This window comes from Nostoc sp. LEGE 12454 (genome assembly GCF_056620565.1).
The window spans coordinates 17,589-31,907 of sequence record NZ_JBWQXL010000053.1 but is presented as its reverse complement, the minus strand read 5'-3'; the positions used below and the strand labels follow the sequence as shown (position 1 = coordinate 31,907).

Here is a 14,319-nt window from a genome sequence, read left to right as displayed (position 1 = left end):
CCTCTAAATAAATACGTCGTTTAGGGTATTGTATTTTTAGTATAAATAGGGTATGTAAAAAGCTATGGCAGGATACAGCAATCTTATTTAAAGACTTTGATTAATGTAGGCATTTGTTGGATTGAAGAACAAAACCCAACCCCAAAATCGTTTCGTACCCTTCTCTACGAGAGGCTGCGCCAACGGGAACACCAGGGGCGAACGCAATGACATGCAAAAAAGTGGGATACTCCCTAATTGAGGCAGTAAAAGCGATCGCTTCCTTAATTCTCCCCTAGTTCTCCCCGATCGCACTTTAATCTTAGAAGTCTAGAAAACTTGAGGCTCTAGGTGCTGTCAGCAAGAAGGAGAACAATGCAACTAAAACACAGCCACATCTTCCGTCAAGAAGCCCTAGAGCGCTTATCTTCACCAGAACAACTGGATCAAGCGATAAATGTGGTCAAGCCCCAAGCTTGGTTAACTTTATCTACTTTGAGTTTTGTAGTTGCTGTGGCTGGCGTTTGGAGTGTGTTCGGCAGAATTCCCCTCACCGTCACAGGTCAAGGTATTTTGATTAAACCGCACCACATTGTGGAATTTCAAGCACCTAGTTCTGGCCCGTTACTAGCTCTCAAGGTCAAGCCGGGAGATATTATTAAACAAGGTGATGTGCTGGGTATTATCGACCAATCAGCGCTAAAGCAGCAACTACAGCAAGAGCAAGTAAAGTTGCAACAACTGCAAACCCAAAATCAAGAGACTGACAGGCTACAAAAGCTGCTGATTGACCAACAAATTATCACCCTTGGGCAGCAAAAACTTGATCTGGAAAATAATCTGCGCCGAGAGCAGGATGCGCCAAAGTTACGCGATCAAACACAAAGAGCGATCGCTCAAAAACGCCAAAGCATTAATTCCCGCAAAGAACAAATTAATTACTTACTCAAAACTCTTAAAGGACGTGTTGATAATCGTCGTCAGCTTTTTGAGCAGCATGTGATCAGCCAAGATATGCTGGTGCAAGCCGAACAAGAATATTTTAATACTCAAAGTGAACTGTCGAATATTGATGTGCAACTCAAGGATCTCGAAATCCAAGAAACCACCACGCAACGAGAATATCTAGAAAATCTCAACAGAATTGACGAAATTAAAACCAAAATTAAAGATATTAATACTCAAAATACTAAACTACGCGAACAAGACCTGAAACAATCAATTGACAAAATAAATCAAATTCGGGAAGTAAAGCGGCGAATTGCCCAATTAGAACTGCAATTATCTCAAGAAAGTAGAATTATTAGCAAATATAATGGTCACATTCTCGAACTGAGTGCTGTCCCTGGACAAATGATCAATCCGGGTAGTCGCTTGGGGTCAATTGAGGCTGAACAGCCAAATTCAAAACTTATGAGTCTTGTTTACTTTGCTAATAAAGATGGTAAGCAAATCAAGCCTGGGATGCCTGTACAGGTAACTCCCAGCTTTGCTAAACGTGAGCGCGAAGGTGGCATTGTCGGAACCGTTGCAGATATTTCTTCATTTCCGGTAACTACACAAGATATTACAGCGATCGTTGGTAACAAAGAAATTGCCGTTAGTCTTGCAGGTAAAGGTGAAAATCAGGTGCAAGCTTTTATCCAACTTCAAGAAAACCCGACATCAGTCAGTGGCTACAAATGGTCATCCTCTGATGGCCCAGCCCTAAAAATATCTTCTGGCACAACTACATCAGTTCAAGTGAAAGTTGGAGAAAAAGCACCGATTTCTTATGTTATTCCTATGCTGCGCTCTTGGACGGGAATTTATTAAGGAGGCAGAATTAATACTAATTTGAAAAAATAATGCGACAAATAAACCATTTGTAGAGACGCGATTAATCGCGTCTTTACCCAATAATGTGTTGCAATTAATAATTGAATTGGTATAAGAATATTTAAAATTATCCATTAGAAATCAAAGTTTAAAATGGTCGCTTTCCCTCTATTTTCACAAATTAAACCAAATCGTGTCCGTACTTCTACACTTTTGCAAATGGAAGCGGTCGAATGTGGTGCAGCTGCTTTAGGAATAATTCTGAGCTATTACGGCCGAATTGTGCCACTGGCTAAACTGCGTGAAGAATGCGGTGTCTCGCGGGATGGGAGTAAAGCTTTTAATATTCTCAAAGCTGCCAAAAACTATGGACTCAATGCTAAAGGTTTAAAACTGTCTCTGGAAAACGTCAAAACTACTCGTCTCCCCTACATTGCCTTTTGGAATTTTAACCATTTTCTCGTAGTAGAAGGATATAGCAAAAAACGCGTCTACCTCAACGATCCTGCCAATGGTCGGAGAACAGTAAGTTGGGAAGAGTTCGATCGCGCATACACGGGTGTTGTGCTGACAATGGAACCAGGAGCGGATTTTGAGAAGGGAGGCAAAAAAAATCACATTCTCTCAGCCTTAAGTAGCCGCTTACAAAACTCACGAGTTACTATCTTATTTTGCTTGCTTGCGGGGTTATTACTAACACTGCCTCGGTTAGCTGTACCAGCCTTTTCTCAGGTATTTATCGATGAGATTTTAATCCAAGACCGACAAGATTGGTTACGACCTTTGCTGTTAGGAATGCTGTTAACTACTTTATTACGGGCATTCCTTGCCAGACTGCGACTTACCTACCTGCGGCGATTAATGGTTAAGTTGTCAGTCAGCACATCAGGACAGTTTCTCTGGCATATCTTACGATTGCCCATCGGGTTTTATGACCAACGGTTTGCTGGGGAAATTAGTAGCCGGGTGCAACTCAATGACCGGGTGGCAGAAGTACTTTCAGGGTCTTTGGCAACTACAGTAATTGACGCGGTGATGATGATATTTTACCTGCTAATTATGATTCAGTATGACCAATTGCTGAGTGCGATCGCAGTCGGTTTTGCTTTAATCAACATTCTCGCTCTCTTATTTTTATCGCAAACTCGTGTAGATGCAAATATGCGCCTAGCTCAGGAATATGGCAAAGTGGGCGGAGTAACGATTAGCGGCATCCAAACGATAGAAACCATCAAAGCTTCTGGGCTAGAGTCAGACTTATTTGCTCGGTTTGCGGGTTATTACGCTAAAGCCTTGAACGCCCAACAACAATTAGGCTTACAAACTCAAATTCTCACCACATTACCCACAATTTTGACAGCCCTAACCACAGCTTCTATTTTACTAGTTGGTGGTTTACAGGTAATGAAGGGCAATCTCAGTATTGGAATGCTGGTTGCCTACCAAAGTTTAACACTGAGCTTTTTAGAGCCAGTTAATAGCCTCGTTAATTTCGGCAGTACACTCCAAGATTTAGAAGCTGATTTAAACCGCCTTGATGATGTATTGCAAAATCCCGTTGATTTGGAAGTGGAGGGGAGGCAGGAGGCAGGAGGCAGGGGGCAGGGGGCAGGAGGTAGAGGGCAGGGGGCAGGGGGAAGAGAGCAGGAGGCAGTAGCTATTAGTGATTCTCCCTCATCTCTTTGGCAATTACAGGGTCACGTTGAGTTACGGAATGTCACTTTTGGCTATAGTCGTGTAGAACCTCCGTTGATTGAGAATTTGAGCTTGAGTGTCAAGCCAGGGCAAAGAATAGCGCTTGTGGGGGGAAGTGGTTCTGGTAAATCCACAGTTGCTAAATTAATTTGTGGGCTTTATCAACCGTGGGATGGGGAAATCTGCTTTGATGGTGTAGAGCGATCGCAAATTAAGCGTTCTGTTCTGGCTAATTGGTTGGCAATGGTTGAACAGGATATCTTTTTATTTGCCGGGACTGTGCGTGAAAATATCACTCTTTGGGATTCAACTGTACCAGAAGCTGATTTAGTGCAGGCTTGCCAAGATGCAGCGATTCATGATGCGATCGCATCTATGCCTGGGAAATATGACTTTGAGTTGATTGAAGGCGGTATGAATATTAGTGGTGGACAACGCCAGCGTTTAGAAACTGCCCGCGCTTTGGTGAGAAATCCCACAGTCTTAGTACTGGATGAAGCAACCAGCGCCCTGGATGCAGAAACCGAGTTGATTATTAACCGTAACTTGCAACAGCGTGGTTGTTCGTGTATTGTAGTAGCCCACCGCCTCAGCACAATCCGCGATTGTGATCAAATTATTGTGCTAGAGCAAGGTAAAATCGTGCAGCGTGGCACTCATGAAGAATTATGGCAGCAAGGTGGAACTTATCTTCGCTTACTTCACGCGGCAGAGGCATAATAATATAGAGTTAGAAGACGTTGCTGAATAATGAGATGATTGAGCCTGATGCGGGGACGCTCTTACGTGGAGAGTTTTGAATAATAAGTAATTATCCGAACTTGATATCAGTCCTAATTATAAGTCTTTAACCGAACCCGATCTGCATAGCTTAGAGCTTTTCAAGCGTGCCATTCGAGTCAGGATGAGATTGGGTAAAGTTAAAAGTTTAGCGTTGCGGTCGCTATGGTGAACTGAATAATCAGGTATTCAATCCACCATTGTTGAGTTGCTAATGATTGCCGAGGCAGTTAAACCTTGACTCAGCGTCAAAATCAGCTTTACTCTTGATCGATTTTTTCGATATCATCAGGTGTACCAGTGGCAGAAATTTTTGATGTGCCAGATTTACCTGCACCCGAGTTGCCACCAGAAGCGCCAGCACCGCCTGAATGCTTAGAATCAGTGTTGCCTTGTTCTTCTTGAAGCTGTTCAAGGCGGTTTTTTTCTTGAGCTTTATCTTTTTGGTCAGCCATATCTTATTTACATTTTTCGCTATGCGATCGCCTTTAACTCTATCATTTTCCTTATTCAAGCGACATGAAAGGCAAATCTTCTTCAGCAATTCTAAATTTACGTGAGTCTCCAACGGAGGCGCACGTTAAATTACTCAATTTTTCCATCCAAGACGATTATCAGATTTTTCTTGCCCTGCTTTCCTTGCTGACTGAGCAATTAATTATTTTTATTTGCAAGTCCCTTATACCAATTCTTTCTGAAGCTGCATAGAATTCGATCCCCCCTAGCCCCCCTTAAAAAGGGGGGAATTCAAAGTCCCCCAATTTATCGGGGGATTTAGGGGGATCAAGATATGTGCAACTTCACATTAAATTGGTATTAGGCTGATGTCCTCTAAAGTAATATAGCAATCCTAGATGAGTCGTGAAAATCCCCGATTATTCTCTCTGCGTTCTCTGCGTCTCTGCGGTTAATTTATTTTTACAAATAATTTAGGACTGCTATATCATCATCACAAAAAATCTGTGTTACATTCAGCCGGGATACAATAATTTTTCTTATATCTTTTTCCAATCGTCGAACTCACATCGATTTACCTTAAGTGAATCCTCTTTCCAAACCATACCTCTCTCAGGCAAACGAACCATTACTGTTGAATAACCCAGAAACATTCTGGATAGTGCAGTCTGGAACATTGGCAGTGTTTGCGACTATTGAAAACAGTTTACCAAAGGAGCATCGCCGCTATCTGTTTCATGTCAACACTGGTGAAGCATTGTTTAGTGCAGCGTTATTACCGGAAGTAATAACACAAAGCCAATGGAATTTTGTAGCGATCGCAATTGAACCTACCCAATTATGCCAGATGTCAATGGTTGATTTGGTTAAGGGAATCGGAGCGGCTGACTCTCAAGCCATAGAACTTTTAGAAGGTTGGATAAATCATTTAGGACAATCTCTTAGTGCCCAGCAAACAGTTGTGACAACGCCATTAAACCTTGTGCAGACATTAGGGCAGGATTTTTCATTATCCCCTGGTGAAACGCTACAGTGGAGGCAACCAACACTTCTATGGGTGAAGTTGCAGCAAGGCAATACTCACTGGATGGGAGTTGAGGAATTAACCTTGAATTCTACCTCACCAGCGTTTCCACTCACGAGTGATATGTGGCTGGAGGCAGAAAATACGGTTATCGGAGAGATGTTGCCAACGGCAGATTTAGAAAATTTCGAGGAACTTCTGGCAGGTTTAGCCAGTTTGCATACTTATTTCTTTCACTATTTCAGTTTGCTGGCAAACAAAGAAACAGAAGCAGAATTTCGGCAGTTTCAGGAACGCGAACAATTTAATCAGCAAGTTATAGAGGGGGCACTCTCTGATTTAGCAACAGTATTGCAGCCACAGCAGGAGGCGGTTTTTTCTCAGGAAGGGCCGCCCTTATTGGTAGCATTTGGTGCAGTTGGACGATCGCTGGGAATAGAGATTCGTCCACCAGCAGAGGATTTGAATTCTATTAAAGACCCTGTAGCCGCGATCGCACAAGCATCGCAAATTCGGATTCGGCGTATAACTTTAGCAGATGGCTGGTGGCGTCAAGACCAAGGGGCAATGTTAGCTTATACCCAGTTGGAAAAGCGCCCAGTGGCATTGTTACCTAAAGAGAATCGGGATTATCTAATCTTTGACCCCGTAGCGCGGACTCGGACACCTGTAAATGAATCAATAGCAAAAACACTGTCACCATTAGCTTACGTTCTGTATCGACCATTACCTCAAATTGCGCTCAACGCCATCGATCTGCTACGGTTTGGGGTCAAGGGTTATGAAAAAGACATCGCCAGTATTTTAGTGGTAGGGCTACTGGGCACAATATTGGGGATGGTTGCACCACAAGCAACAGCAATTTTAATCAATCATGCCATTCCAGATAGCGATCGCGCTTTGCTGTGGCAGATAGGATTAGTAATGTTTGCAGTCGCCTTTGGACAGTTAGCTTTTCAAGTTGCCCAAAGCATTATTACTCTACGAGTGGAAAGCGCCACTGATAGCATATTACAGCCAGCCATCTGGGATCGCCTGCTGAGATTAAGTCCTAGTTTTTTTCGTCAATATACTTCTGGTGATTTAGTCAACCGCGTCATGGCGGTGAGGGAAATTCATCAAAAACTTAGCGGTGCTACCCAACGGACTTTGTTGAGTGGAATTTTTGCTCTATTTAACCTAGTGCTGATGTTTATTTACAGTTGGCAACTAGCGCTTGTGGGCGTGGGTTTAGCAATATTTGCCGCTGTGGTTACGACTATTGCAAGTTTCCTCTTGGTGAAGAAATCGAAAAAAGAGCAAGAACTCAATGGTGCAATTCAGGGACTCACGGTACAACTAATCAACGGTGTTGCCAAACTGCGAGTCACAATGGCAGAAGAACGCGCATTTGCAGCTTGGGCAAAAAAGTACAGCCAGCAGATCCGACTGAAAGCGAGTTGGCAAGAGATTAAAGATGGTATTTCTATATTTAACGAAGCACTCCCTTTGATAAGTTCTATACTGCTGTTTGGGTTTGCCATGCTGTTGATGCAGACACGCCTAACACTGGGTACATTCGTTGCTTTTAACTATGCTTTGACGATTTTTATCAAAGGAGTAATTGACCTGAGCAATACTGTATCGGAAATTTGGAGTATTGTGCCAATATGGGAACGAGCAAAACCGATTTGGCGATCGCAGCCTGAATATGACTCAACCAAGGTTAACCCCGGTCAATTAAGCGGTCGCATTGCCCTAAATCGTGTCAGCTTTCGCTACTCGGAAAATGGCAGCTTAATCCTCAATGATGTCAGCCTCCATGCCGAACCAGGGGAATTTATCGCGATCGTTGGGTCTTCTGGAAGTGGGAAATCAACGATATTGCGGTTGTTATTGGGGTTTGAAACTCCATTGACAGGTAGCATCTATTATGATGGCAAAGACTTAGCAGAGATGGAACTCCAGGCTGTGCGAAGACAGTTAGGAGTGGTACTGCAAAATGGTAAAATCGGCACAGCATCAATTTTTGATAACATCAGCGCCGGGGCTTTGGTTTCGCTAGAAGAAGCTTGGTCAGCCGCACAAATGGCAGGTTTTGCTGATGATATCAAGAAAATGCCAATGGGGATGCATACGATCGTTGCCGAGGGTGGTAGTAATCTTTCCGGTGGACAACGGCAAAGATTATTGATTGCGCGATCGCTTGTTTCCAAGCCTAAAATTATCTTGATGGATGAGGCGACTAGTGCTTTGGACAATCGCACCCAGGCAATTGTAACTGAAAGTTTAGCTAAGTTAAATGCTACCAGAGTGGTAATTGCCCATCGCCTCAGCACGATTCGTAATGCCGATCGCATCTATGTTATTGACGCAGGTCATGTCGTACAGGTAGGTACTTTTTCGGAATTGATTGCCCAATCAGGGTTATTTACCAAACTGGTAGCCCAACAGTTAGAAGGGGAGCTTTAGTTTTGCTTCAGCATGGAATTAGTAGCTTGGTATAAAGATTGGCTGTTAAATCCATCATTAAGATTGAAATAAAAATTGCTTTCTCTCAAGGGTGACTAATATCAAGTCCGGCTAATTAATACTTTGCTCCCGTTCAAAGACAAAAATAATGGAAATCGGTTTATTTGTCTTGGGATCGGATGGCTCATATAAATTTAGCAATCGGTAATTCAAAGCATGGAATTCGTCGATCCATGATTCCAGGGTTCTGAAATACCAAGGAGTAGGGTAAAATGGTCGATCTGCATTTGGTTGCCATGAAGTTTCGCGCCACCCATTAGAGTATGGAGAGTCACCGCAAGCAATTATCGGATGAAGTGTTTGAATGATTATTTTGCCTTTGTCCTCTAACAGGCTATGACCTGCCTTAGCGATCTCATCAAGAGCGCATTCGCCTAGAATTGAAAAGTTGCAGATCAAGCAAGAGAAATAGTTAATAGTGCTAAATCTTTGTGATGCAAGATCCGAGTACGAACAGACAACAAAGCGATAATCACCACTATCCTTTGCTGTCTCAATGAGATCGGTGCAAAAATCAACACCCCAACCATCGATTCCTAAAGAAAAAAGCTGTCGAGACAACCATCCCTCACCGCATCCAATATCTAAGAATGTTTTTGGATTAAGTTTGGTTATCGCTTTAACTATAGCGGCATCTGTGGCGATCGCACGGCTTTCAATTTGTTTATTACGAATTGCTTGTGTCCATAATTTAGCATTCATCTGCCATGAGTCAAGGATTCGTTTTTCATTTTCGTCCATAAACACCGCTCAAATAGCACGAACAATCTTCTCTTTTAAAACATAAGCGATAATGCAGCCAGATGCAGGATTTACACTATTTCCAATAATCGCAGTTGTAACTCATGCCTATACATGATTACAGCAATTCTTTAGTGTTCTATCGATTAGCTATAGTACACATTAAATCCGTAGTTGTTTACGCAATTTGAGTATATTGTGTTACACAAAATTCAGTACAAAAATTTTTTGAGTCGCAGGAGAAACTGAAGGCTTTTTAGGATTTTTCGAGTTTAATAGACGAGCGTATCATTAGTAATTGCAACGCTATGTTAATTAATGAATTAAGAAATATTAATTTGATTATTTTTCCTGACTGGTCTAATTTAGAAACTGCGATGCCTTCGGCGAGCTTCGCTAACGCAGAAGACTTGACGAATGTTCTCAGAACTCTTTTCACACATCCAGCTAGACAAGATATACTATGCATTGCTGGACTCCGTTTAGCGCCGATTCAATGTATGGCTTGGGGGCAACCTGTAACTTCTGGATTACCCACCATTGACTATTTTTTATCTAGCGAACTGATGGAGCCTGTGAATGGCCAATATCACTACACCGAAAGCCTTATACGTTTGCCTGGTGTTGGGATTTCCTATCCTACGATCGAAGTTGACTCAGTTAAGCGCAACCGATTATTTTTTGGATTACGAGAAGATGCTATCGTCTACATCTCTAGTCAAGCTGCTTATAAATATCTACCGCAGTACGATTACGTTTATGCAGAAATTGCCCGTCAAGTTCCCAATGCTCAGTTTATGTTTCTTCGCTCTGGGATTTCTCAAGAACGTCTGAAACGGGCATTTGCGGCTGTCGGGTTAGATAGTCTTGACTATTGTGTATTCTCTCCTGTTCTACCGCGTGATGATTATTTTGACTTGCTTTCTTTGGCAGACATTTATTTAGATACCTTTGACTGGGCGGGTGGTAACACAACACTGGATGCGATCGCCTGTCATTTACCAATCGTCACTTGTCCTGGTGAGTTTATGCGGGGGCGTCATTCCTATGGTTTTTTGCAAGCGATCGCTGTAACACAGACAATTGCAGATGATACCTCGCAATATATTCAGATTGCAGTGCGATTAGCCAGAGATATTGATTGGCGATACTCAGTTCGTGAAGCCCTAAAACTCTCAAGCAAGGTTCTGTTTGACAATCCCACTGCTACCCAAAATTTAGAAGCATTCATCAAACAGGCGATCGCTGCAAGAAGTTAAAGAAAGTATATTTTGACTTTAACTGAAAAATAAGTAAGTATTAACAGTGATATTCAAAGGCTATGAAAGTCGAAAATGAAACGTCCAAATCGCCTTGCTTGGATGGGAGCGATCGCACTCGCTGCGATCGTTTTACTGAGTTTGTTCGCGGCTCCCAATAATACTAAAATTAACACTGGCTCTACCTATAACCGTAACTCTGATGGCTATGGTGCTTGGTACGCTTTTATGCAACAACAGGGAATTTCTATCAAGCGTTGGCAAAAGCCTTTTAGTGATATTCAGCCAGAGAACAGCCCAATTACCTTGCTCCAAGTAGGCGGCTATCCCAGAGAAACCACACTGGATAGTCAAGAGCGGGAATGGGTAGAAAAAGGGAATACTTTGGTAATTTTGGGTGCGAAGGCGCGGGTTACAGAAGCGGAGTTTAGCACTATGCAAAAATCTCCTGAAGGTGATATTAAAATTGATACACGTAGACGATATAAAAAAGCTAACTCCCAGCAAGTTAATTTAGGCGATCGCTTTGGTGCTGTTGTCTGGAAAGAAAATTACAAAAAAGGAAAGGTGATTTTTTCTACCACTCCTTATTTAGCTGCCAATGCCTACCAAGATTATTTAAGTAATTTCAAGTATTTAGCTAGTTTGGTTACTGAAAAAAGTAACACAGTCTTTGTCGATGAATACATCCACGGCTATAAAGATGCCGATATCAGGAAGAAAGAAAGCGAAGGAGATTTATCTAGCTTTTTTGCCAAAACTCCTTTACTTCCAATATTGATACAGGTAGGTATCCTGCTATTAGTGCTAGTTTGGGCGCAGAATCGCCGCTTTGGCAAGCCAGTAGCTTTAGATACACCAGTTGTAGATAATAGCGAAGCATACATCCAAGCTTTAGCCGGGGTGTTGCAGAAAGCTGATACCACCGACTTTGTTGTTGAAATGGTGGGTAAACAAGAACAACTACAACTCCAAAAAGCCTTGGGGTTAGGGCAAATACTTTTAGAACGTCAAGCCTTGATCGAATTCTGGATGGAAAAAACAGGTGCAAGTGCAGCAGAACTAGATGCAGTTTTAAAGCTACAATCTCGCAAACAACCCATCAGTGAAGGAGACCTGTTAAGCTGGTTGGGGAAATGGCGAAGCATTAGGGAAATTCGTAATTCGTAATACTTCGGCTACGCTCAGTACAAGTTCGTAATTCGTAATTAATTTTTTGGAATTGTGCATAATATCTCTGTGCCTGAGTACTTCTAAGTAAATAATTTATAAATACAAATATGAGCGAAACTCATCCTATCTTAATTCGTCTAGGTCAAGGTCTTAATCAAGTAATTGTCGGACAATCTAGCTTAATACAGCAACTCTTAGTAGCACTGCTAGCGGGTGGGCACGTAATTTTAGAAGGAGTACCGGGAACTGGGAAAACTCTACTCGTAAAAGTGTTAGCGCAGTTAATTCAAGGGGATTTTCGCCGGATTCAATTAACACCAGATGTTTTACCTTCAGATATTACTGGTACAAATATTTTTGACTTGAATAGCCGCAATTTCACTTTGAAAAAAGGGCCAATATTTACTGAAGTATTGCTAGCAGATGAAATCAACCGTACTCCGCCCAAGACACAAGCGGCGCTGCTAGAAGCAATGGAAGAGATGCAGGTAACACTGGATGGTGAAAGTTTGCCTTTACCAGATTTATTTTGGGTAATTGCAACCCAAAACCCCCTAGAATTTGAGGGTACTTATCCTTTACCAGAAGCGCAGTTAGACAGATTTTTATTTAAGTTGGTGGTAGATTATCCAGATCAAGCTGCTGAAAAGCAAATGTTACTCAATCGTCAGGCGGGTTTTGCAGCACGACGTTTAGATATTAGCCGTTTGAAACCAATCGCAACAGTAGCCGATATTTTGCAAGCACGACAAGCAGTCAAAGAAGTTAAAGTATCAGAAGCGATCGTTGATTATTTGTTAGCGTTGGTGAGAACATCGCGTCAATATCCTGATTTAACTTTGGGTGCATCACCCCGCGCTACCGGTGCTTGGTTGCAGACATCTCAAGCTCTAGCGTGGTTAGCGGGGAGGGATTTTGTAACGCCAGATGATGTAAAAGCAGTTGCATCACCGTTGCTACGTCATCGTCTCATATTGAAACCAGAAGCGATGCTGGATGGTTTACAAATGGATGCGGTAATTGCGTCGGTAATTAATCAAGTACCAGTTCCCAGGTAAAAAAATTAAACCTCTAACGTAAATCCCCTTTCTCCCAAAATTGGGACAAGGGAGTTGTTTCACCAAGACATAGCGATCGCCATCACAACATTACTGATAAAATATGCAAAATGCGAGAACTTTACCCAGCGATCGAGCCTTACTTAGAAGGTAGTTTACAGGTTTCCGAACTTCATACCATTCATTTTGAAGAGTCAGGAAACCCGCAAGGTCAACCCATCGTTTTGCTGCATGGGGGCCCTGGTGGTGGATGTCCAGCTTTTTATCGGCAATATTTCCACCCCGAAAAATGGCGGTTAGTGATGTTTGACCAGCGCGGTTGTGGTCAAAGTACGCCCCATGCAGAATTACGAGAAAACACCACTTGGGATTTAGTCAGTGATATCGAAAAACTGCGCCAACATTTAGGTATAGAAAAGTGGGCGGTTTTTGGTGGTAGTTGGGGTAGCACTTTGTCATTAGCCTACAGTCAAACCCATCCCTCTCGCTGCGCGGGATTAATTCTCCGTGGGATTTTCATGCTGAGACAAAAAGAGTTGCGCTGGTTCTACCAAGAGGGTGCTAGCTATATTTTTCCTGATGCTTGGGAAGAATATCTCAAACCAATTCCCATAGATGAACGTAACGATCTGATCGCAGCATATTACAAGCAGTTAACAGATCCAGATTTAGAAATTCAATTAACAGCAGCGCGTGCTTGGTCAATTTGGGAAGCTAGTACCAGTAGACTTTTCTTCGACCCAGAACTCATGCAAAAGTTTGGCGAGAGTGAATTTGCTTCAGCTTTCGCTCGGATTGAATGCCATTACTTTATGAATAAGGGATTTTTGGAAACTGAAGATCAATTACTCTTAAATATAGACCGCATCCGCCATATTCCGGCTGTAATTGTTCAAGGACGCTATGATGTAGTCTGTCCAATGATCTCAGCTTGGGAATTACATCGCGTTTGGCCAGAAGCGGAATTTATAGTGGTTCCTGATGCCGGACATTCGATGAGCGAACCAGGAATTCGTAGTGCTTTGATTGAGGCAACAGATAATATTTAATTCGGTTGAATATTTAGTCTGTGGGACGGGGGAGTTTGCTAAAGGAGTGGATGTAAGACAAACTCACGACAAGGAAATCCTTAGCAAAATGCGAAGGGATTATGCAGCAATAAGGTTCAGTTAACGCCAAAAACCTTAAACTGTGTAGCGACTGTTTTAAAAGTCAAGCGTAGGCGTAGCCCGCACCTGTGTACTCTATGCGGTGCGACAAAGTTTGAAGTACTCCAACACGACTTCGGAGTACCTCAAAACGACTTCGGAGTACCTCAAAACGACTTTGGAGTACCTCAAAACGACTTTGGAGTACTTCAACACGACTTCGGAGTACCTCAAAACGACTTTGGAGTACTTCAACACGACTTTGGAGTACCTCAAAACGACTTTGGAGTACCTCAAAACGACTTTGGAGTACTTCAACACGACTTTGGAGTACCTCAAAACGACTTTCAAGTACTTCAACATGACTTCGAGGTATCTGTTGCTTATATAGCAGCCCTAAATCATTCCTGAGAAATTGAGATCGTTTTAACCCCCCTGTAGTCCCCCCTTGGTAAGCTACGGTGTACACATAAGTCTGAAGTAGTTTACGAGTCTGGTTTTTACCCTACCCTAACCCTTTCTTTAGAACTACAGTGTATACACAAGTCCTTCTGATCCCCCTTAATCCCCCCTTATCAAGGGGGGAAACAGAAAATTTAGTTCCCTTCCCTTGACAAGGGGAGGGTTAGGGTGGGGTAAAACCGTGATTTATCAGCTATTTCAGACTTGTGTGTACA

The 14,319-nt window shown here is 42.5% G+C and carries 10 protein-coding genes; 7 read left to right on the top strand and 3 right to left on the bottom strand.

The window, feature by feature from the left end:
* The first annotated feature begins 354 nt into the window (after positions 1-354).
* Positions 355-1,794 (top strand): NHLP bacteriocin system secretion protein, encoded by a 1,440-nt coding sequence (locus AC1F2U_RS30320; RefSeq protein WP_480264503.1) that lies wholly within the window; start codon positions 355-357, stop codon positions 1,792-1,794.
* A gap of 156 nt (positions 1,795-1,950) precedes the next feature.
* Positions 1,951-4,212 carry an NHLP family bacteriocin export ABC transporter peptidase/permease/ATPase subunit gene (locus AC1F2U_RS30315; RefSeq protein WP_480264502.1) on the top strand — a complete coding sequence of 754 codons (2,262 nt, stop codon included), beginning with the start codon at positions 1,951-1,953 and terminating at the stop codon, positions 4,210-4,212.
* Positions 4,213-4,532: 320 nt separating this feature from the next.
* Here the strand turns inward: AC1F2U_RS30315 and AC1F2U_RS30310 are convergent, their stop codons facing one another.
* Positions 4,533-4,727: a hypothetical protein gene (locus tag AC1F2U_RS30310; RefSeq protein ID WP_138502135.1), complete on the bottom strand. Its 195-nt coding sequence runs from the start codon at positions 4,725-4,727 to the stop codon at positions 4,533-4,535.
* Positions 4,728-5,311: 584 nt separating this feature from the next.
* Here AC1F2U_RS30310 and AC1F2U_RS30305 point away from each other — a divergent pair.
* Positions 5,312-8,203: an NHLP bacteriocin export ABC transporter permease/ATPase subunit gene (locus AC1F2U_RS30305; protein WP_480264501.1), complete on the top strand. Its 2,892-nt coding sequence runs from the start codon at positions 5,312-5,314 to the stop codon at positions 8,201-8,203.
* A 111-nt stretch (positions 8,204-8,314) separates the two neighbouring features.
* Here AC1F2U_RS30305 and AC1F2U_RS30300 read toward each other — a convergent pair whose 3' ends face one another.
* Entirely contained in the window at positions 8,315-9,004 is a 690-nt protein-coding gene (locus AC1F2U_RS30300; protein ID WP_480264500.1) for a class I SAM-dependent methyltransferase, read from the bottom strand.
* A 308-nt stretch (positions 9,005-9,312) separates the two neighbouring features.
* Here AC1F2U_RS30300 and AC1F2U_RS30295 point away from each other — a divergent pair, with 308 nt between their 5' ends.
* The 4 genes from AC1F2U_RS30295 to pip all read left to right on the top strand — a co-directional run bounded on the left by AC1F2U_RS30295 (position 9,313) and on the right by pip (position 13,543).
* Positions 9,313-10,263: an O-linked N-acetylglucosamine transferase family protein gene (locus AC1F2U_RS30295; RefSeq protein ID WP_480264499.1), complete on the top strand. Its 951-nt coding sequence runs from the start codon at positions 9,313-9,315 to the stop codon at positions 10,261-10,263.
* Between the two features lie 75 nt (positions 10,264-10,338).
* The gene (locus AC1F2U_RS30290) at positions 10,339-11,433 is read left to right on the top strand and encodes a DUF4350 domain-containing protein (protein WP_480264498.1); all 1,095 of its coding nucleotides are present in this window, start codon (positions 10,339-10,341) and stop codon (positions 11,431-11,433) included.
* 110 nt (positions 11,434-11,543) lie between these two features.
* Positions 11,544-12,494: an AAA family ATPase gene (locus tag AC1F2U_RS30285; protein ID WP_480264497.1), complete on the top strand. Its 951-nt coding sequence runs from the start codon at positions 11,544-11,546 to the stop codon at positions 12,492-12,494.
* 110 nt (positions 12,495-12,604) lie between these two features.
* Entirely contained in the window at positions 12,605-13,543 is a 939-nt protein-coding gene (pip, locus tag AC1F2U_RS30280) for a prolyl aminopeptidase (RefSeq protein ID WP_480264496.1), read from the top strand.
* Between the two features lie 163 nt (positions 13,544-13,706).
* On the opposite strand, the gene AC1F2U_RS30275 is transcribed toward pip, so the two are convergent.
* Entirely contained in the window at positions 13,707-14,111 is a 405-nt protein-coding gene (locus AC1F2U_RS30275) for a hypothetical protein (RefSeq protein ID WP_480264495.1), read from the bottom strand.
* Positions 14,112-14,319 lie beyond the last annotated feature (208 nt).

What these genes read in the sequence shown, in the direction of transcription:
- AC1F2U_RS30320 (WP_480264503.1), top strand. Translation starts at nt 355, where the DNA reads ATGCAACTAAAACACAGCCACATCTTCCGTCAAGAAGCCCTAGAGCGC.
- AC1F2U_RS30295 (WP_480264499.1), top strand. Translation starts at nt 9,313, where the DNA reads ATGTTAATTAATGAATTAAGAAATATTAATTTGATTATTTTTCCTGAC.
- pip (WP_480264496.1), top strand. Translation starts at nt 12,605, where the DNA reads ATGCGAGAACTTTACCCAGCGATCGAGCCTTACTTAGAAGGTAGTTTA.
- AC1F2U_RS30315 (WP_480264502.1), top strand. Translation starts at nt 1,951, where the DNA reads ATGGTCGCTTTCCCTCTATTTTCACAAATTAAACCAAATCGTGTCCGT.
- AC1F2U_RS30310 (WP_138502135.1), bottom strand. Translation starts at nt 4,727, where the DNA reads ATGGCTGACCAAAAAGATAAAGCTCAAGAAAAAAACCGCCTTGAACAG.
- AC1F2U_RS30300 (WP_480264500.1), bottom strand. Translation starts at nt 9,004, where the DNA reads ATGGACGAAAATGAAAAACGAATCCTTGACTCATGGCAGATGAATGCT.
- AC1F2U_RS30290 (WP_480264498.1), top strand. Translation starts at nt 10,339, where the DNA reads ATGAAACGTCCAAATCGCCTTGCTTGGATGGGAGCGATCGCACTCGCT.
- AC1F2U_RS30285 (WP_480264497.1), top strand. Translation starts at nt 11,544, where the DNA reads ATGAGCGAAACTCATCCTATCTTAATTCGTCTAGGTCAAGGTCTTAAT.